This is a genomic window from Oryzifoliimicrobium ureilyticum, from assembly GCF_037199735.1.
In the GTDB taxonomy this organism is placed as follows: Bacteria; Pseudomonadota; Alphaproteobacteria; order Rhizobiales; family Rhizobiaceae; genus Rhizobium; species Rhizobium ureilyticus.
This window is the reverse complement of sequence record NZ_JBBBVQ010000003.1, coordinates 267,693-285,852: the sequence shown is the minus strand read 5'-3', so window position 1 is coordinate 285,852 and position 18,160 is coordinate 267,693. Positions and strand designations below refer to the sequence as shown.

Below are 18,160 nucleotides of genomic sequence, written 5' to 3'. Positions count from 1 at the left end.
GCCGTCTCGTACGGGGCGGCCGGGTCGCTCGTGGACCCGACAAAAGTTCGCTGGTCAAGGCCGGCTTTCAGATATCATCGCGCAGGATAGGCGTGTCGAAACCGCTGACTGCGAATTTTGCGACATATTCGCCAATATGCGCAGGATCGAAGATATGGCCGTCCATGAAACGATCATCATCGCGATCCCCCTCGGTGCGAAGATCCCCGTCCTCGGGACCTTTTCCGAGTGCGTCTCGATAAATGTCAGGTCTGTAGGCGCGCGCAGCAGCTTCGGCCAGCGGGGCGCTGAGCTCTGTTTGGCCCCAGCGGATCATCTGGCTATAAATCCATAAGGCTTGGCTCGGACGCGGATAGTTGGCCGCCTTGTGATTGAATTCGAAATAGCCATTGATGATGCGCTTGTTACCCTTGTGATCAAGGCTAAACTCTCCCGCAAGGACATGCTCCAACAGATCGGCGGGTGCCGCTATAAACCGTGGATCGGAGAGGGCTTGTGCGAGTTCCTTGCGGTTTTCTGCAATGTCGCACCATGACGCTGCCGCATCCAGCGCCACCAGCAGGCGTCCGACAACATCACGATGGCCATCGGCCCATTCCGGCCTCATGGCAATCACCTTCTCAGGCGCGGATGGCCATATATCCTGCTTTGCGGCGACAATTCGCCCGACGCCGCGTTCAGAGGCGATCATGTTCCATGGCGCCCCGACGCAGAAACCGTCTATGGCGCCTGCAGCAAGCGCATCCGATGTCATTGGCGGCGGCACGACAACAAGGCGAACCTCCCGATCCGGGTCGATGCCGCCCGCTGCAAGCCAATAACGGAACTCATAATTGTGCGAGGAAAATGGATAGGTCATCCCGAAAGTCGGGGGCGGTTCACTCTTATGGCGCCTATTTTTCAGCACCTTGGCAAGCGCAAGCGCATTTTCAAGCGCGCTCGATGTTTCCGAAATGCCTCCGATTTCACACATCTGCTCAAAGAGTGAGGTCGACAGCGTGATGGCGTTTCCGCCCCTGCCGAGCGAAAACGGCGTAATTGTAGGCGAAGGGTTTGAGCCAAGGCCCAGCATCGCCGCGACGGGCATCGGCGATAGCATATGAGCAATATCGAACTGCCTGAATGCAAGCCTGTCCCTTACATTGGCCCAGGAGACGTCTTTGACCAGCTCAAGGCTCAAGCCTTCCTTGGCGGCAAATCCGAATTCTTCGGCGGCAATCAGGACTGCTGCATCAACGAGCGGAATAAAGCCGGTGCGAAGCACACGCTGACGTTCAGATGCCACCTGAGGTGGCGCTGATAAGTCTTGCCTTTCGTCGGCATTCTCTGTCATGGGCACATCTGCTTCTTTTTGCTGTGGCTCGACGTTCTGCTCACATCAAGAGCCCCGCCGCGGTCACCACGCTCTGAGCGATCTCAGAGATTTTCTTTTTCTCATTCATGGCGGTTTGCCGAAGCAGAGCATAGGCATCTTCTTCGGAGAGGCCACGCATTCGCATTAAAATTCCTTTGGCGCGTTCAACAATCTTGCGCTCTTCAAGCGCCGATTTTGCATCGGCAAGTTCACGCTGAAGTCGGCTGAAGGCATTGAAGCGACTGACAGCCATATCAAGGATAGGCTTGACCCGCTCTTTCTTCAGCCCGTCGACCACATAGGCAGAAACACCAGCTTCAACGGCAGCCTCGATGGAGGCAGTATCGGAACGATCGACAAACATCGCAATGGGCCGGCGCACGGTTCGGGTCAGCTGGAAGAGATGTTCCATCATGTCCCTGTTGGGATTTTCGATATCGATGACGATAACATCGGGAGCCTGCGTTTCGATAATCCGCGCCACGCCATGAACCTCATGGATAACCGTGACGCGATGATGTCCTGCCTCACGCAACCCATCTTCGATGATCGAGGCGCGGATCGCATTTTCATCAATGACAAGAATGGTGAGGTCGGCAGGCGGCATATGATATTGATGAAGGAAGCCATCGGGATTCGCAAGCCGCGATACCTAATGGCTGTCGCCACAGCAGGAATAAAGGAATGCACGCGTTCCTGTGGGGAACGGTGCTTGTCATACAGGTGCGGCGGAAGCCCAGGTTGGATGACTGATGCTTTGAAGAAGGTCTGGCGCGACACCATCGATCCGCGCGATGATCGCCTTTGCAAGTTCCCGTCCGGCATGGCGCACGTCTTCATTGACCGTCAGAATCTCCGGACGAATCCAATTCAGGAAATCTGCGGATTGCTTCGACACCAGATCGAACTCTTTCCCGAGAACCTTACCCGCCGCTTCCGTTCCTGCGATGAGCGCAACGGTTGCGCTGCCGCTGATGGAAACGATCCCATCTGGTGGCGCATGATTGCGCATCAGATTCTCTGCGAATTCCTTGATCATACCAAGGGAGCTTTCGCTGGTTACACGGCCGACCGGGACCTCGCTGGCACCCGTCTCGGCTAATGCGCGTTCAAACCCGATCCTGCTGTGATGGTAGTAGGAAAGATTGGAGGGCGGAGGAAGAAGCGCAATGCGTGTTCGGCCTCTCGCAATCAGCTTGCGGACAGCCTGATAGACATAGCTCTCATTATCGAAATCGTGGAATGCATGCATGATGCCCATGTCTGTGCGACCATGCGTGGCAAATGGGAAGCCCCGCTCCGTCAGCAAAGCGACGCGCTGGTCTTCCGGTGCAACGCGCGAAATGATGATCCCGTCTGCGGAGCCCGTATCGAGGATATAGCGGACCGGCATCATCGGATCTCTCTGATGCGAATGTGGTGTGAGAACAAGGTGATATTGGGTCCCGGCCAGCACCTCGGAAATCCCGAACACCATCTGGCTGGTGAAGCCCATGAGTTCTTCTTCGATGCTGAGAACGAGTGCTATCACGTTGGTTTTTCCAGTGCGAAGGCGCACGCCAGCCCTGTTCGGCTGATAGCCAAGTTGGCGCGCCACGAGCCGCACCCGTTCTTTGGTGTCCGCGCCGATATCGGGAGCGTCTTTCAAAGCCCTTGAAACGGTTGTGATACCGAGGCCCGTCATAAAGGCGATCGTTTTCAACGTTGGGCGCTCTTGGCTCTTGGAGGGGTGATTTGGAGTGATGCTCTTCTCGTCCATTGTACCGGTGGCCTGCTTCCCAATCCTAACCGCCATAAGCGTTTGACGCAAAGATCATTGACCTTCTTCAGCCAAAAGAAAAACAATCTGAAACGTTACAGTTAATTTGTCCATCCCCCCTGATACTCGCATAGAGGGTGTTGTTGTTGTGAGGTGATTTTCGCGCTGCAATATTTAATATCGGTATTCACAACAATGAAAGGGCAATTAATGCCCTGAAAAGGCTTGAATATATTGAGTAAAAGCAAGTCTGTTCGCAGATGATGCATCGCACGCCGTGGAAGCGAACAGCAACCAAAAATTGATTTTTGCGATAGAATAAAAGAATTTTGCTAAAGTAGCATTGCCGAGGGCGACGCTTTGTCCTAACGTTTTACGGCAACGTTTCAGTGGGGAGGAAATCCATGAATATGCGTGCTATGTCAGCAGTACTGGCGGCAGGAGTTATGACCTATGCGGTGGCGGCGTCCGCTGCGGATCTTGAGGTAACGCATTGGTGGACCTCGGGTGGTGAAGCTGCTGCAGTTAAGGAGCTCGCCAAGGCTTTTGATGCGACGGGTAACAAGTGGGTCGACGGCGCTATCGCCGGTTCGGGTGGTACGGCTCGTCCGATAATGATCAGCCGGATCACCGGCGGCGATCCGATGGGTGCGACGCAGTTCAATCACGGACGCCAGGCCGAGGAGTTGGTGCAAGCGGGCTTGATGCGCGACTTCACTGATCTTGCCGCGAAGGAAAAATGGAAAGAGATCGTCCGTCCAAGCAGCTTGCTGGATTCTTGCACCATTGACGGGAAAATCTATTGCGTTCCCGTGAATATCCATTCCTGGCAGTGGATGTGGGTATCGAACCAAGCTTTCCAGAAGGCGGGTATCCCGGCGCCGAAAAACTGGAACGAGTTCGTTGCCGCAGAACCTGCTTTGCGAAAGGCCGGGATATTGCCATTGGCCCTTGGCGGTCAGGCGTGGCAGGCACGTGGTATGTTTGACGTCTTGCTGACCTCGATTGCCGGTAAGGACGTTTACAACAAGGTCTATGTCGACAAGGATAAGACAGTTCTCGAAGGGCCTGAACTGGGCAAAGTCTTTGCGGCCACGGCTGACGCTCGCCGCCTGTCCCGCGGAACGAACGTCCAGGACTGGAACCAAGCGACCAACCTCGTCATCACGGGCAAGGCTGGGGCGCAGATCATGGGTGACTGGGCGCAAGGCGAATTTCAGCTTGCCGGCCAGACCGCAGGCAAAGAATATAGCTGCTTGCCCGGCCTTGGCCTGAACGAACTTCTTACCACAGGCGGGGATGCGTTTTACTTTCCGCTCCTGAAAGATGAAGCCAAGTCGAAGGCTCAGGAGCAGCTTGCTTCCGTCATTCTCGATCCGAAAACACAGGTTGCCTTCAACCTGAAGAAGGGCTCGCTTCCCGTGCGAGGCGACATCGACATGGGGACGGCCAATGACTGCATGAAAAAAGGCCTCGCCATTCTTGCCAAGCCCGAGAACGTGCTGACAAGCGGTGACCAGCTTGTATCGCCTGATACGCAGAAGCAGCTTGAAGATCTGTTCTCCGAGTTTTTCGCAAGCGATGCAATGACGCCAGATGCGGCCCAGAAACGCTTCGCCGAAATTGTTTCGGCTGGCGAATAAGCCTGCTTCGCAACGCATTCCGCAAAGAAAAACCTATCGGATCGTGTCTTGCGATCCTGATTGGAACCGCCGGGCGATACGCCCCTTTTCGTCCGGCGGTCCCGTTTCCGAGCGAGGAGTATCTCTCGTCATGAGCAGCGACAAATCCGCCAAAAGACCTAATCCGTATTTTCGCAATCTCGATGCCAAAATTGCCTCGATCCCGATGATTCTGGTTGCGGTCGGGATTTTCTTGGGAGGCACGATTTGGACGGTCGTCTATTCCTTTACCAATTCGAAGCTGTTGCCGCGTTTGACGTTTGTTGGCTTCGACCAGTATGAACGTCTATGGGCTGCCCAGCGTTGGGTCGTCTCAATCCAAAACCTCGCAATTTACGGCATCCTGTCGCTGATCTTCAGCTTCGTGATTGGTTTCCTTCTCGCGGCTTTGATGGATCAGAAGATCCGCTTCGAGAACGTCTTTCGAACGATCTTTCTTTACCCTTTCGCTTTGTCTTTCATCGTAACGGGCCTTGTCTGGCAATGGCTTCTCAATCCAGATTTCGGCTTCCAGTCCGTCGTCCGCTCTTTGGGATGGGCCAGCTTTACGTTCAATCCGCTCTATGACTCCAACATCGTTATCTATGGGATCCTGATCGCGGCCCTATGGCAGGGGACAGGGCTTGTTATGTGCCTGATGCTGGCAGGTTTGCGCGGCATTGATGAGGATATTTGGAAAGCTGCGCGCGTCGACGGCATCCCGACCTGGAAGACGTACCTGCTCATCATTATTCCGATGATGCGGCCAGTGCTCATCACGACGCTTGTTCTCATCGCTAGCGGTATTGTCAAAGTCTATGACCTCGTCGTCGCTCAGACCAGCGGCGGTCCCGGCATCGCATCGGAAGTGCCCGCTAAATATGTCTATGACTACATGTTCCAGGCCCAAAATTTAGGTCAAGGCTTCGCTGCCTCCACCATGATGCTGATCACAGTGGCGATCATCATCGTTCCTTGGGCGTATCTCGAATTTGGAGGGCGCAAACGTGGCTAATGTAGCTTCCTTAAATGCGGCCGCTGCAAGTGCAGATGCCGTCTCCAACCGGCTTGGCGACGGACCGCGCGGGCGAAAGCCGCGCCGCAGGCTGTCGTCCCGCAACATCATGCTTTACGGCACACTTTTCATTGCCGCTGCCTACTATCTTCTCCCGCTCTACGTCATGATCGTGACGTCTTTGAAAGGGATGCCTGAGATCAGGTTGGGAAATATCTTCTCGCCGCCGATGGAAATCACCTTTGAACCATGGGCGAAAGCCTGGGCGAGCGCCTGCACGGGACTGAACTGCGATGGGTTGTCCCGCGGGTTCTGGAATTCCGTACGGATTCTGGTGCCTTCGGTTGTCGTGTCGATTTCCGTGGCCTCGGTAACTGGGTACGCGCTCGCAAACTGGCGCTTCAAAGGGTCTGAACTTTTCTTCTCAATCCTGATCGTGGGTGCCTTTATACCCTATCAGGTGATGATTTATCCGATCGTGATCATCCTGCGCCAAATGGGTATCTATGGGTCGCTCACCGGATTGGTGCTCGTGCACACCATCTTCGGAATGCCGATCCTGACCTTGCTGTTCCGCAACTACTTCGTCTCGCTGCCGCAGGAATTGTTCAAGGCGGCGCGCATCGACGGTGCAGGCTTCTGGGGCATTTTTCTGCGGATCATGATGCCGATGTCGCTGCCGATTTTCGTGGTCGCGATGATCCTTCAGGTTACCGGGATCTGGAACGACTTTCTCTTTGGCGTGGTCTTCACACGGCCTGACACTTACCCGATGACGGTACAGCTCAATAATATCGTCAACTCGGTGCAGGGCGTCAAAGAGTACAATGTAAATATGGCCGCTACTCTTCTGACAGGTGCGGTCCCTCTATTTGTCTATTTCATTTCCGGCAGGCTGTTCGTTCGCGGCATCGCTGCCGGTGCGGTAAAGGGTTGACCATATGGCCACCAGTGTTTCCATTCGTGATCTGTCTTTGTCCTTTGGCGCCGTTACCGTCCTGAAGGATCTCAATCTCGATATTGCCGACGGCGAGTTTCTCGTGCTGCTCGGCTCCTCAGGATGCGGGAAATCGACGCTTCTCAACTGCATCGCGGGACTTTTGGAAGTCAGCGAAGGACAGATCTTCATCAAGGGCCGCAATGTCACCTGGGAAGAGCCCAAAGATCGCGGCATTGGGATGGTGTTTCAATCCTACGCGCTTTATCCGCAGATGACGGTGGAAAAAAACCTGTCTTTTGGCCTGCAAGTTGCAGGCGTCCCGAAGCCTGAAATCTCAAAGCGCATTGCGCGCGCTGCTCAGATCCTGCAAATCGAGCCGCTTTTGAAGCGCAAGCCGGCCGAACTTTCGGGCGGCCAGCGCCAGCGTGTGGCGATCGGCCGTGCGTTGGTACGCGACGTGGATGTCTTTCTCTTCGACGAGCCTTTGTCGAATCTCGATGCAAAGCTGCGTTCAGAACTGCGTGTCGAGATCAAGCGGCTGCACCAATCGCTGAAGAACACGATGATCTACGTTACGCACGATCAGATCGAGGCGCTGACACTGGCAGACCGCATCGCGATCATGAAGAATGGCGTCATCCAGCAGCTCGACGATCCCATCACCATCTATAACCGACCAAAGAACTTGTTCGTTGCCGGTTTCATCGGATCCCCATCGATGAACTTTTTGCGTGGCGAACTTGTCGACCAAGGTGGGAAGATCAAATTTTTGACCAATGGCGTGAGTTTTTCGCTCGACGGCTACACACCCGTCGAGCCGCTGAAAGCGGGGCGCAAAGTCATCCTCGGTCTACGTCCAGAGCATGCCAAGGTTGATGGTGATATCAAAGATGAGGACGTTCATCAGGCTGTCGTCGACATTGAAGAGCCGATGGGCGCCGATAACCTCTTATGGCTGCGCCTTGCGGACCATACAATATCCGTGCGTATCGCCGGCGCGCGGCGTTACAGCCCTGGAACAAAGCTCCGGCTCGGTTTTGACATATCACTTGCGTCCTTGTTCGATGCCACCACTGAAGACAGGATTTGACTTCTGATGCCTTCCTCAATTGATCTTACCGGCGTCTGGCGCCTGGTTGCGTCGGACGGCGCGCATGAGACGAAAATCTCCATCCCCGGTGATGTCCATTCTGCCTTGCAGGCAGCTCATCTAATTCCCGATCCCTACATCGGGCGCAATGAGAACGAAGTCCAATGGGTTTCTGAAGCAAATTGGACCATCGAGCGCACATTCCATTTGCCCTCTGCGGAAGGGGACTGGTACCTGGATCTTACTGGATTGGATACCATTGCCACGGTCAGGATGAATGGAGAGGTCGTTCTGAAGGCCGACAACTGCTTTCGCCGTTATCGCCCCTGCGTAACGCATGCGTTGAAGCCGGGTGACAATACGATCCGCATCCACTTCCAGTCGAGTATTGCCGAAGGTGCTGCGCGGCAGGACGCCCAGCCCTTTTATATTCCCTATAGTGCGATCAATTCGCCCATTCCAAATGGCAATATGCTGCGCAAGCCGCAATGCCATTTTGGGTGGGATTGGAATATCGCACTTGCTCCGCTTGGTCTTTATGGCGCAATCGCTTTGAAGCGCCTCGAAGTTGCCAGGGTGGAACATATCACGACGACACAAACGCACGGGCCTGAGGGTGTCGCTGTCGAGGTTTCCGTTACGCTTTACGGCCACGCTGATGGAGTTCTTCCCGTCAGTTTGTCCTTCGGCGGTGAAAACGTAACGATCAATGCGTCCGTCACGAAAGGGCAGACCGTGGTCAGCCACCGGTTTGAGGTCGATCAACCGAAGCTATGGTGGCCAGCGGGCAACGGCAAGCAGCCGCTTTATCCTCTTGAAGTCGAAACGCCGTACGAAAGGCACGAGCAGCAGATCGGGTTGCGGCATGTGGAACTCGATACGTCCAAAGATGAGGCTGGCCGTCGCTTTGCGCTCAAAGTGAACGGCCGCGAAATATTTTGTCGTGGTGCAAACTGGATCCCGGCCGACGCGCTGTTCTCACGGACCAGCCGCGAAAAGACGCGCGCGCTTCTTCAGTCCGCTGTTGATGCGAACATGAATATGATCCGCGTCTGGGGTGGTGGTTTTTATGAGGACGACTGGTTTTACGAGATCTGCGACGAGCTTGGTCTCATGGTCTGGCAAGATTTTCAATTTGCCTGCAACCTTTATCCATCCACGCCGGATTTCCTGGAAAATGTCGCTGAGGAAGTCGACTATCAGGTTCGAAGGCTGATGAGCCATCCTTCTATCGTCCTATGGTGCGGCGACAATGAACTGGTCGGTGCGCTGAACTGGTTTGAAGAATCGCGTAACAACCGCGATCGCTACCTCGTGTCTTACGACCGTCTCAACCGCACGATCGAAGTTGCTATGAAAAAGGCGGCGCCGGATGCGATTTGGTGGCCCTCAAGCCCTGCCGCAGGCTATCTCGACTACGGCGATGCCTGGCATGCGGATGGCTCGGGCGATATGCACTACTGGTCTGTGTGGCATGAAAATAAGAGCTTCGATGCCTATCGCACTGTTCGCCCGCGCTTCTGCTCCGAGTTTGGGTTTCAATCCTATACGTCCCTGCCGGTCATCAAGCAGTTTGCGGATGCCAAGGACATGAACATTGCCTCTCCCGTGATGGAGCTGCATCAAAAGAATGTCGGCGGCAACGAGCGCATCGCCGGGACGACGTTCCGGAACTTTCGCTTCCCACGCGATTTTGCGGGTTTCGTCTATCTCAGCCAAGTGCAACAGGCTTTGGCGATCAAGACGGCGGTGGATTTCTGGCGCTCGCTCAAGCCGCATTGCATGGGAACCTTGTATTGGCAGCTGAACGACACCTGGCCCGTCGCCTCGTGGTCGAGCCTCGATTACGGCGGCCGTTGGAAGATCCTGCACTATTTTGCACAACGCTTCTTTCAGCCGGTGGCTGTTGCCGCCATTCCGGCAGAGGATGGGCAAGAGATCGCTCTCTCTGTCGTCAATGACAATTTTAACGAGGTTACCGTATCGATTTCCCTGTCGGCGCTCGACTGCGCCGGACATCGCAGACATCTTTGCGCAGTAGACGCTATGTGCGGTCCGGATGCTGCTGTCAAAGCGCTGACGCTTCCCGTTGCCGACCTTCGCCCCGGCGAAATTCTTGCTTGGCAGTTTACCGCCTCCAACGGAATGGGCGGCAAAGGCCACTATGTGCATGGCACCTATAAGGCGCTGGAGCTTGAGCTTGCGAACTTGTCGATGCAGGTGCGACCCGCCCCGCAAGGCGGGTTCGACATCGAGGTCAGCGCGGCAGGCCTTGCGCTATTTGTATTAGTAGAGACGGATGTGTCTGGCCGTTATTCTGACAATGCTTTTGATCTGGCCGCCGGTGAAACCCATCAGATCACTTTTATACCTGACGATCCGCTCGCCGATGCGCCGGAGTTTCGTCTCTATGATCTTCATGCCTGCACGGCAGCGGGCTGATGAAAGAATTAGCAGTTCATAAGAGGGCCACTGGGCCAGGAGGATGACATGACCAAACTCGGTTTTCAGCTTTACAGCGCGCGTAATTTTTTGCCTTTTTCCGAAATCTTCAAAAAGCTGTCTGCTGCAGGCTATTCGGAAGTCGAGGGATATGGCGGTATCTATGCCGGCATGACTGATGCCGAGCTTTCCAAGTTCAAGGCTGATCTTGACGCAAACGGTCTTTCGATGCCGACTGGCCATTTCGGGCTGGACTTGTTGGAGAAGGAATTCGAACAGGCTCTGAAGATCGCAAAGGCGCTCGGTCTTGAGGCGATATACTGCCCACATCTGATGCCTGACCAGCGGCCATCGGACGCGCAAGGGTGGAAAGCCTTCGGCAAACGGCTTTCCGAAGCCGGTAAGCGCTATCGTGATGCAGGATATGTCTTCGGCTGGCATAATCACGATTTCGAATTCAAGGCACTCGAGGATGGCTCCACGCCTCAGGAACAGATCCTGGCAGGCGGTCCCGATCTCGCATGGGAAGCGGACATTGCATGGGTCATTCGCGGCGGGGCAGATCCCTTTGCGTGGATTGACCGCTTTGGCGATCGTATAACGGCTGTTCACGTCAAGGATATCGCGGCAAAAGGTGAAAATCTGGATGAGGACGGCTGGGCCGATGTTGGACACGGTACTGTTGATTGGAAGGCGTTGATTGCTGCGCTGAAGAAAACGCCGGTCAAACATTATGTCGTCGAGCACGACAATCCCAAGGATATCGACCGGTTGATCACCCGTTCGATCGCTTCCTTCAACGCATATTGAACTCAAAAGCGGAGTTAACCCATGTCCCGGGAACTTGGCGTCGGCATCATAGGATGCGGCAATATTTCAACCACTTATTTTTCTCTCTCGCCCCTTTTCAAGGGCATCAAGGTTCTCGCGTGCGCGGATTTGAACGCCGATATGGCTAAGCAAAGGGCCGAAGAGTTCGGCGTCAAAGCACAGTCTATCGATGAGCTTTTGGCCAATTCAGAGCTTGATGTAATTGTAAACCTCACGGTTCCAGCAGCACATTATGCCGTCTCGAAGTCCATCCTTGAGGCCGGCAAACACGTCTACTCGGAAAAGCCGCTCGTTCTTTCGCTTGAAGAGGGCGAGGAACTGCGTCGGATCGGGCGTGAAAAGCGGTTGTTCATCGGTTGCGCGCCAGACACATTTTTGGGCGGTGCTCATCAATTGGCGCGCAAATATATCGATGAGGGCGGCGTCGGCCGGATAACGTCAGGTACGTGCCATGTCATGAGCCCCGGCATGGAAATGTGGCATCCCAATCCCGGCTTCTTCTTTCTCCAAGGCGGAGGGCCGATTCTTGATCTCGGCCCTTATTATGTTGCTAACCTCATCAATCTGATTGGCCCCGTGAAACGGGTGGGTGCGTTGACATCGATGGCAAACCCGACGCGGACGATTACCAGTCAGCCGCTCGCCGGCACGATTATACCAGTAGAGACTCCGACCACGATCCATGCACTGCTCGAATTCGTCAGCGGTGCGACGGTGACGCTTTCGGCCAGTTGGGATGTCTGGTCGCATCGCCATGCGAACATGGAGCTTTATGGCACCGAAGGCTCTATCTACGTTCCCGATCCCAACTTCTTCGGCGGTGATGTGGAAGTAAGCGGACGCGACAAGAACATCCGCCCGCTCGAGGCTTGGGATCATCCTTTCAGCCGTCTCAATCAGGAAAGCCCGAATGGCTCGCGTGCCAATTACCGCACCGCGGGGCTCGCAGACATGGCAATCGCGTTGATCGAGGGGAGGGACCCTCGATGCTCGCTCGACCGAAGCCTTCACGGCATCGACATCATGACAAGCATCCTGAAATCCGGCGCTGAGGGGCGCTTTGTCGATATGACGACAAGCTGCACACAGCCAGCGCCTTTGGGCATCGAAGAGGCAGAAGCCCTTCTCAGATAAGACCGAAATTATTTGTCAAACCTGCAAAAGGGCGGACCATGGTTCGCCCTTTTTATTGTCGAGACGGTTTAAATCCTGCTCAAGGAAGCGTCGCTTGCACGCAATTAGGCCCAAATAGAAAGCAAATTGCTGCATGACCAAAAACTATGCATTTCTTTTAAGTCGAGCTTTTTCAGTGGGTTGATTGGAGTTTAGAATCTGGCACGCGGTTTGCATCGCTTACGGCATGCCAGTCAACGAAGACTGATATAGCGAGGCGCCGAAGTAGCCTCCAAGACATCGACGTCGCAAGGTTTTTGCAGCCCGGGTCCTCCTTCCCGAGAGCGCAACTTCCGAGCGGCGTTTTTTTTATTTCCGAATTCCGTCAGTCACCAAAGCAGAGGGACCCTGCGTATGACGAAAATCCTGAAAGCCGGTCTTTCCCGGCGCAGCTTGCTGAAGACCACTGCCACAGCCGCTCTCATCGGTGCGGTTCGCGCGGCCTTTCCCTCAGGCGCCTTCGCCGCTAGTTCCGGGCCGGAGGTCACAGGCGCGAAACTTGGCTTTATTGCCTTGACTGATTCAGCTCCATTGATCGTCGCCAAGGAAAAGGGACTGTTTTCCAAATATGGCATGCCCGATGTCGAGGTTGCCAAGCAAGCTTCCTGGGGTGCAACCCGCGATAATCTCGTTCTTGGCGGCGCTGCAAACGGCATTGATGGCGCCCATATCCTGTCGCCGCTTCCCTATCTCATGCATGCCGGAAAAGTGACGCAGAACAATCAGAAAGTGGCGATGAGCATCTTGGCGCGCCTGAACTACGACAGTCAGGGGATCTCGGTTGCTAAGGAATATGCCGACACAGGCGTTCACCTCGATGCTTCCAGGCTGAAGGCTGCCTTCGAAAAGAAGAAGAGTGACGGCAAGGAAATCAAGGCTGCCATGACCTTTCCCGGTGGCACCCATGATCTATGGCTGCGCTATTGGCTGGCAGCAGGGGGGATCAATCCTGACAAGGACGTGTCCACCATCGTCGTGCCGCCGCCGCAGATGGTCGCCAACATGAAGGTTGGCAATATGGACGTTTTCTGCGTCGGCGAGCCATGGAACGAGCAGCTGGTCAACCAGGGTATTGGCTTCACGGCGGCGACCACCGGGGAGCTTTGGAAAGGCCATCCTGAAAAGGCACTCGGTATGCGGGCCGATTGGGTAGAGAGGAATCCCAAAGCCGCCAAGGCGATGTTGATGGCCGTCATGGAAGCCCAACAATGGTGCGACAAGATGGACAACAAGGACGAGATGGCCTCGCTGCTTGGCAAGCGTCAGTGGTTCAACGTACCGCCTAAGGACATTCTTGGCCGTCTCAAAGGCGATATCAACTATGGCAACGGCCGCTCCATCAAGGGCAGCGACCTCTACATGAAATTCTGGGCCGGCGGCGTTTCCTATCCCTTCAGGAGCCATGACACGTGGTTCATCACGGAAAATATCCGTTGGGGCAAATTCGCTCCGGACACTGATGTCAAAGCATTGGTCGCGGAGGTCAACCGTGAAGATCTCTGGCGCGAAGCGGCCAAGGATCTCGCCGTTGCCGCTGCCGATATTCCGGCCGGCAGCTCGCGCGGCAAAGAGACCTTCTTCGACGGCAAGGTCTTCGATCCCGATAATCCTTCGGCATACCTCGATAGTTTGACGATCAAGGCCCTGTCCTGATCGCACTCTTCCCGCCCCATCCAACCATTAGGAGCGCGTCTATGCCCGCCCTTGCGAAACATAAAAACCAAATTGTTGCCACGGGCCTCAAGCCGGCCGCAACGGTTGTAGCTTTTTCCGGCCGCCGTGCACCGCGGTTCCAAGCGAAAGCGATTGCGGCTGACATCCTGCGTGGCACCGTCCCACCGCTTATCGTGTTGATCCTGATGATCGGCGCCTGGCAGCTTCTCTGTTCGTCGCCAGCCTCATCCCTGCCGCCGCCGTCTCAAGTCTGGCAGGACAGCTATGATCTTATCGTCAGTCCATTCTTCAACAATGGACCGCAAGATATAGGCCTTGGCTGGCGTGTCATCGTGTCTCTTCAGCGCGTTGCCTATGGTTTTGGCTTGGCAGCTGTCGCCGGGATCTTGATTGGCGCCACGATCGGGCAATCCGTCTGGGCAATGCGCGGGCTGGATCCGATTTTCCAGGTGCTGCGCACAGTGCCGCCGCTCGCCTGGCTGCCCCTATCGCTGGCCGCATTCCAGAACTCGAATCCGGCTGCGATCTTCGTGATCTTCATCACATCGATCTGGCCGGTGATCATCAATACGGCGGTCGGTGTGCGCAACATCCCTGAAGACTACCGGAACGTCGCCAAGGTTCTTCGTCTCAACCAGCTCGAATTCTTTTGGAAAATCATGTTGCCTTCGGCAGCTCCTTACATCTTCACAGGCCTTCGCATCGGGATTGGCCTGTCCTGGCTTGCTATTGTGGCTGCGGAGATGCTGACAGGCGGGGTCGGTATTGGCTTCTTCATCTGGGATGCTTGGAACTCTTCGCGGTTACCCGACATCATTGTCGCGCTCGCCTATATCGGCGTCGTGGGTTTTGCCCTCGACAAGCTTGTTTCCGCACTCGGCACCATAGTTACACGCCGCGCGACTGCCTAGGAGAGCACCATGACTGCCTATTTGAAGCTCGATCACATCGACAAGAATTTCATACGCGGCGGAACGCGCGCTGAAGTGTTGAAGGACGTTAGCCTAGTGATCGATAAGGGCGAGTTCGTCTCTATCATCGGTCATTCCGGTTGCGGCAAATCGACCTTACTCAATTTGATCGCAGGTTTGACCTCTGTGTCAAACGGCGTCGTCCTTTTGGAAAATAAGGAGGTCAACGCGCCAGGACCGGAGCGGGCGGTGGTCTTTCAAAACCACAGTCTTCTGCCTTGGCTCACGGTCTATGAAAACGTCAACCTGGCCGTCTCCAAAGTGTTCAACGGCAAGAAAAGCCGCCAGGAGCGGCACGACTGGGTGATGGCCAATCTTGATCTCGTTCAGATGGCCCACGCAAAGGATAAGCGGCCCTCGGAGATCTCGGGAGGCATGAAGCAGCGTGTCGGCATTGCGCGCGCGCTCGCGATGGAGCCGAAAATCCTTCTCCTTGACGAACCCTTCGGTGCTTTGGATGCGCTGACCAGAGCACACCTGCAGGACGCGGTTATGGATATTCATGCCAGGCTCGGGAACACGATGATCATGATCACGCATGACGTCGACGAGGCGGTGCTTTTGTCGGACCGCATCATCATGATGACCAACGGTCCTGCTGCGCGCATAGGTGAAGTTCTGGATGTTGCGATTGCGCGTCCGCGCAACCGGATCGAGCTTGCCGCAGACCGCACCTATCTCAAATGCCGCGAGGCGGTCTTGAAATTCCTCTACGAGCGTCACCGCTTCGTCGAAGCAGCGGAGTAATCCCTCATGTCTTCCCATCAAGAACATCTTGTCATTATCGGAAATGGTATGGCGCCCGGCCGCATGCTCGAGCATCTTTTCGAGCAATCTCCAGGGCGCTATCGCGTTACCATTTTCAACGCCGAGCCGAGGGTCAATTACGATCGGATCATGCTTTCGCCTGTCCTGTCGGGTGAAAAGAGCTATGACGATATCATCATCCATGGCGATGCCTGGTATGCCGAGCGCGGTGTAACGCTGCATCGCGGCGAGAAGGTCGTCTCGATTGACCGCACTCGCAGAGAGGTTACGTCGCAATCTGGATTGATGGTCTCTTATGATCAGCTTGTTATCGCAACCGGCTCCAGCCCTTTCATCATTCCTGTTCCAGGCAAGGAACTTCCCGGCGTCGTTGCCTACCGCGATCTTGACGATGTGGCCATCATGCTTCGCGCCGCCGAAGCGGGAGGAGAAGCCGTGGTCATCGGCGGCGGCCTGCTGGGCCTTGAGGCTGCTGCTGGCCTCAAGGCCCGCGGGATGGCTGTTACTGTCCTTCACGTGATGCCGACACTCATGGAGCGCCAGCTTGATCCCGCAGCCGGCTATCTCCTGCAAAAAGCCCTGGAGCAGCGTGGGATAGGGGTCATCACCAAAGCCAACACCAAAGCCATCCTCGGTAAGGGAAAGGTTGAAGCTGTCGAGCTCGAAGATGGAAGGATCATCCCGGCATCGCTCGTCGTCATGGCAGTCGGTATTCGTCCAAATGTCGGATTAGCAAAAGAGGCGGGCCTTGCCGTCAATCGGGGCATCGTCGTCGATTCCGGCATGCAGACATCCGATGGTCATATCCTCGCGCTCGGGGAATGCGCAGAAGTCGATGGACAGGTCTACGGTCTGGTCGCGCCGCTTTATGAAATGGCACGTATTGCCGCAGCGCATCTTTCAGGCGACCGGACACCAGCCTTCGTTCACGCAGACACGCCAACAAAGCTAAAGGTCACAGGCATCGATCTTTATTCCCTGGGTGACTTTGCCGACGGCGAGGATCGTCAGGAAATTGTTCTGCGTGATGCGACCGCAGGCGTCTACAAGCGACTGGTGATCAAGGACAACCGGATCATTGGAACAGTTCTGTATGGCGAGACCGCAGATGGAGCATGGTTCAACGATCTGAAGAAAAAGCGGACCGACATTTCCGCCATGCGCGACACCTTGATTTTCGGCCAAGCCTATCAGGGGGGCACCCCCCTGGACCCTATGGCGGCCGTTGCAGCCTTGCCGGATGATGCGGAAATCTGCGGCTGCAACGGCGTTTGTAAGGGGAAGATTGTTTCGACGATCACAACGAAAGGCCTGACATCCTTGGATGATGTCAGAGCGCATACCAAAGCCTCGGCATCCTGTGGCTCGTGTACGGGCTTGGTTGAACAGGTCATGGCACTGACGCTCGGCGAGACCTATAGCCCGAAAGCGGTCCAACCGATGTGCGCCTGCACCGAACTCGGCCATGACGATGTTCGCAGGCTGATCAAGGCAAAGTCGCTAAAAAGCATTCCCGCCGTCATGCAGGAGCTGGAATGGAAGACATCCTGCGGCTGCGCGAAATGCAGACCTGCGCTCAATTATTATCTCGTCTGCGACTGGCCCGATGAATATGCAGACGATTACCAGTCGCGCTTCATCAATGAGCGTGTCCATGCCAATATCCAGAAGGATGGCACGTACTCGGTCGTTCCCCGCATGTGGGGCGGCGTGACGAACGCAAAAGAACTTCGCGCCATTGCCGATGTCGTCGACAAGTTCGCCATTCCCATGGTGAAGGTCACCGGCGGTCAGCGCATCGATCTTCTTGGCATTGAAAAAGAGGATCTTCCCTCGGTATGGGCTGACCTTGGGGCAGCCGGGTTCATATCCGGTCAGGCCTATGCCAAGGGCCTGAGGACTGTGAAAACTTGTGTCGGCTCGCAATGGTGCCGCTTCGGAACGCAGGATTCGACCGGCTTGGGAATCCGTATCGAGAAATTCATGTGGGGCTCCTGGACGCCTGCCAAACTTAAATTGGCGGTTTCCGGCTGTCCGCGAAACTGTGCTGAGGCGACCTGCAAGGACATTGGCGTGATCTGCGTCGATTCAGGCTTTGAAATCCATTTTGCCGGCGCAGCCGGTCTCGATATCAAAGGTACGGAGGTTCTGGGTCTCGTGAAGACCGAGGATGACGCTCTCGAACATATCGTTGCGCTGACGCAGATGTACCGCGAGCAGGCTCGCTATCTGGAGCGGATTTACAAATGGGCTAAGCGCGTCGGCCTTGACGAGATCCGCCGGCAGATCATCGAGGATGCCGGACGGCGCAAAACCTTTTACGATCGCTTTGTCTTCTCTCAGAAATTCGCCCAGGTGGACCCTTGGTCGGAGCGTGTCTCCGGCAAGGACAAGCATGAGTTCAAACCAATGGCTGTTGTCGGCTTCGGTGAAGCCGCTGAGTGATACGTGCTTGCGCCTTGAAGCGCAGACATCCGCACAA

At 55.5% G+C, this 18,160-nt stretch carries 14 protein-coding genes; 11 read left to right on the top strand and 3 right to left on the bottom strand.

What is annotated here, in order from left to right; genetic code table 11:
• Positions 1-67: 67 nt before the first annotated feature.
• The 3 genes from VQ830_RS07005 to VQ830_RS06995 all read right to left on the bottom strand — a co-directional run bounded on the left by VQ830_RS07005 (position 68) and on the right by VQ830_RS06995 (position 3,113).
• The gene (locus VQ830_RS07005; RefSeq protein WP_337267368.1) at positions 68-1,333 is read right to left on the bottom strand and encodes a CmpA/NrtA family ABC transporter substrate-binding protein; all 1,266 of its coding nucleotides are present in this window, start codon (positions 1,331-1,333) and stop codon (positions 68-70) included.
• A 40-nt stretch (positions 1,334-1,373) separates the two neighbouring features.
• On the bottom strand, positions 1,374-1,961 hold the full coding sequence (locus tag VQ830_RS07000; RefSeq protein WP_337267367.1) for an ANTAR domain-containing response regulator: 588 nt from the start codon (positions 1,959-1,961) through the stop codon (positions 1,374-1,376).
• Between the two features lie 108 nt (positions 1,962-2,069).
• On the bottom strand, positions 2,070-3,113 hold the full coding sequence (locus VQ830_RS06995; protein ID WP_337267366.1) for a LacI family transcriptional regulator: 1,044 nt from the start codon (positions 3,111-3,113) through the stop codon (positions 2,070-2,072).
• A gap of 404 nt (positions 3,114-3,517) precedes the next feature.
• Here VQ830_RS06995 and VQ830_RS06990 point away from each other — a divergent pair, with 404 nt between their 5' ends.
• The 11 genes from VQ830_RS06990 to nirB all read left to right on the top strand — a co-directional run bounded on the left by VQ830_RS06990 (position 3,518) and on the right by nirB (position 18,123).
• The gene (locus tag VQ830_RS06990) at positions 3,518-4,756 is read left to right on the top strand and encodes an ABC transporter substrate-binding protein (protein ID WP_337267365.1); all 1,239 of its coding nucleotides are present in this window, start codon (positions 3,518-3,520) and stop codon (positions 4,754-4,756) included.
• 130 nt (positions 4,757-4,886) lie between these two features.
• Complete coding sequence (locus tag VQ830_RS06985; RefSeq protein ID WP_337267364.1) at positions 4,887-5,789, top strand: carbohydrate ABC transporter permease; 903 nt, start codon at positions 4,887-4,889, stop codon at positions 5,787-5,789.
• Complete coding sequence (locus VQ830_RS06980; RefSeq protein ID WP_337267363.1) at positions 5,782-6,726, top strand: carbohydrate ABC transporter permease; 945 nt, start codon at positions 5,782-5,784, stop codon at positions 6,724-6,726. Before VQ830_RS06985 ends, VQ830_RS06980 begins: the two co-directional genes overlap by 8 nt.
• Before the next feature lie 4 nt (positions 6,727-6,730).
• Entirely contained in the window at positions 6,731-7,819 is a 1,089-nt protein-coding gene (locus VQ830_RS06975) for an ABC transporter ATP-binding protein (protein WP_337267362.1), read from the top strand.
• A gap of 6 nt (positions 7,820-7,825) precedes the next feature.
• Positions 7,826-10,261, top strand: coding sequence for a beta-mannosidase (locus tag VQ830_RS06970; protein ID WP_337267361.1), 2,436 nt, complete (start codon positions 7,826-7,828; stop codon positions 10,259-10,261).
• 48 nt (positions 10,262-10,309) lie between these two features.
• Positions 10,310-11,071, top strand: a complete 762-nt coding sequence (locus VQ830_RS06965) for a sugar phosphate isomerase/epimerase family protein (protein WP_337267360.1) — start codon at positions 10,310-10,312, stop codon at positions 11,069-11,071.
• 21 nt (positions 11,072-11,092) lie between these two features.
• On the top strand, positions 11,093-12,226 hold the full coding sequence (locus tag VQ830_RS06960; protein WP_337267359.1) for a Gfo/Idh/MocA family protein: 1,134 nt from the start codon (positions 11,093-11,095) through the stop codon (positions 12,224-12,226).
• A gap of 393 nt (positions 12,227-12,619) precedes the next feature.
• Positions 12,620-13,918: a CmpA/NrtA family ABC transporter substrate-binding protein gene (locus VQ830_RS06955; protein ID WP_337267358.1), complete on the top strand. Its 1,299-nt coding sequence runs from the start codon at positions 12,620-12,622 to the stop codon at positions 13,916-13,918.
• A gap of 41 nt (positions 13,919-13,959) precedes the next feature.
• Positions 13,960-14,850, top strand: coding sequence for a nitrate ABC transporter permease (gene ntrB, locus VQ830_RS06950; RefSeq protein WP_337267357.1), 891 nt, complete (start codon positions 13,960-13,962; stop codon positions 14,848-14,850).
• A 9-nt stretch (positions 14,851-14,859) separates the two neighbouring features.
• A complete protein-coding gene (locus tag VQ830_RS06945) occupies positions 14,860-15,657 on the top strand; it encodes an ABC transporter ATP-binding protein (protein WP_337267356.1) in 798 nt (265 codons plus the stop codon).
• 6 nt (positions 15,658-15,663) lie between these two features.
• Positions 15,664-18,123 (top strand): nitrite reductase large subunit NirB, encoded by a 2,460-nt coding sequence (gene nirB, locus VQ830_RS06940; RefSeq protein ID WP_337267355.1) that lies wholly within the window; start codon positions 15,664-15,666, stop codon positions 18,121-18,123.
• The last annotated feature ends 37 nt before the right edge of the window (positions 18,124-18,160 follow it).

Excerpts from the sequence above, each read along its gene's own strand:
- VQ830_RS07005 (WP_337267368.1), bottom strand. The coding sequence starts at position 1,333 with ATGACAGAGAATGCCGACGAAAGGCAAGACTTATCAGCGCCACCTCAG.
- VQ830_RS07000 (WP_337267367.1), bottom strand. The coding sequence starts at position 1,961 with ATGCCGCCTGCCGACCTCACCATTCTTGTCATTGATGAAAATGCGATC.
- VQ830_RS06995 (WP_337267366.1), bottom strand. The coding sequence starts at position 3,113 with ATGGACGAGAAGAGCATCACTCCAAATCACCCCTCCAAGAGCCAAGAG.
- VQ830_RS06990 (WP_337267365.1), top strand. The coding sequence starts at position 3,518 with ATGAATATGCGTGCTATGTCAGCAGTACTGGCGGCAGGAGTTATGACC.
- VQ830_RS06985 (WP_337267364.1), top strand. The coding sequence starts at position 4,887 with ATGAGCAGCGACAAATCCGCCAAAAGACCTAATCCGTATTTTCGCAAT.
- VQ830_RS06975 (WP_337267362.1), top strand. The coding sequence starts at position 6,731 with ATGGCCACCAGTGTTTCCATTCGTGATCTGTCTTTGTCCTTTGGCGCC.
- VQ830_RS06970 (WP_337267361.1), top strand. The coding sequence starts at position 7,826 with ATGCCTTCCTCAATTGATCTTACCGGCGTCTGGCGCCTGGTTGCGTCG.
- VQ830_RS06965 (WP_337267360.1), top strand. The coding sequence starts at position 10,310 with ATGACCAAACTCGGTTTTCAGCTTTACAGCGCGCGTAATTTTTTGCCT.
- VQ830_RS06960 (WP_337267359.1), top strand. The coding sequence starts at position 11,093 with ATGTCCCGGGAACTTGGCGTCGGCATCATAGGATGCGGCAATATTTCA.
- VQ830_RS06955 (WP_337267358.1), top strand. The coding sequence starts at position 12,620 with ATGACGAAAATCCTGAAAGCCGGTCTTTCCCGGCGCAGCTTGCTGAAG.
- ntrB (WP_337267357.1), top strand. The coding sequence starts at position 13,960 with ATGCCCGCCCTTGCGAAACATAAAAACCAAATTGTTGCCACGGGCCTC.
- VQ830_RS06945 (WP_337267356.1), top strand. The coding sequence starts at position 14,860 with ATGACTGCCTATTTGAAGCTCGATCACATCGACAAGAATTTCATACGC.
- nirB (WP_337267355.1), top strand. The coding sequence starts at position 15,664 with ATGTCTTCCCATCAAGAACATCTTGTCATTATCGGAAATGGTATGGCG.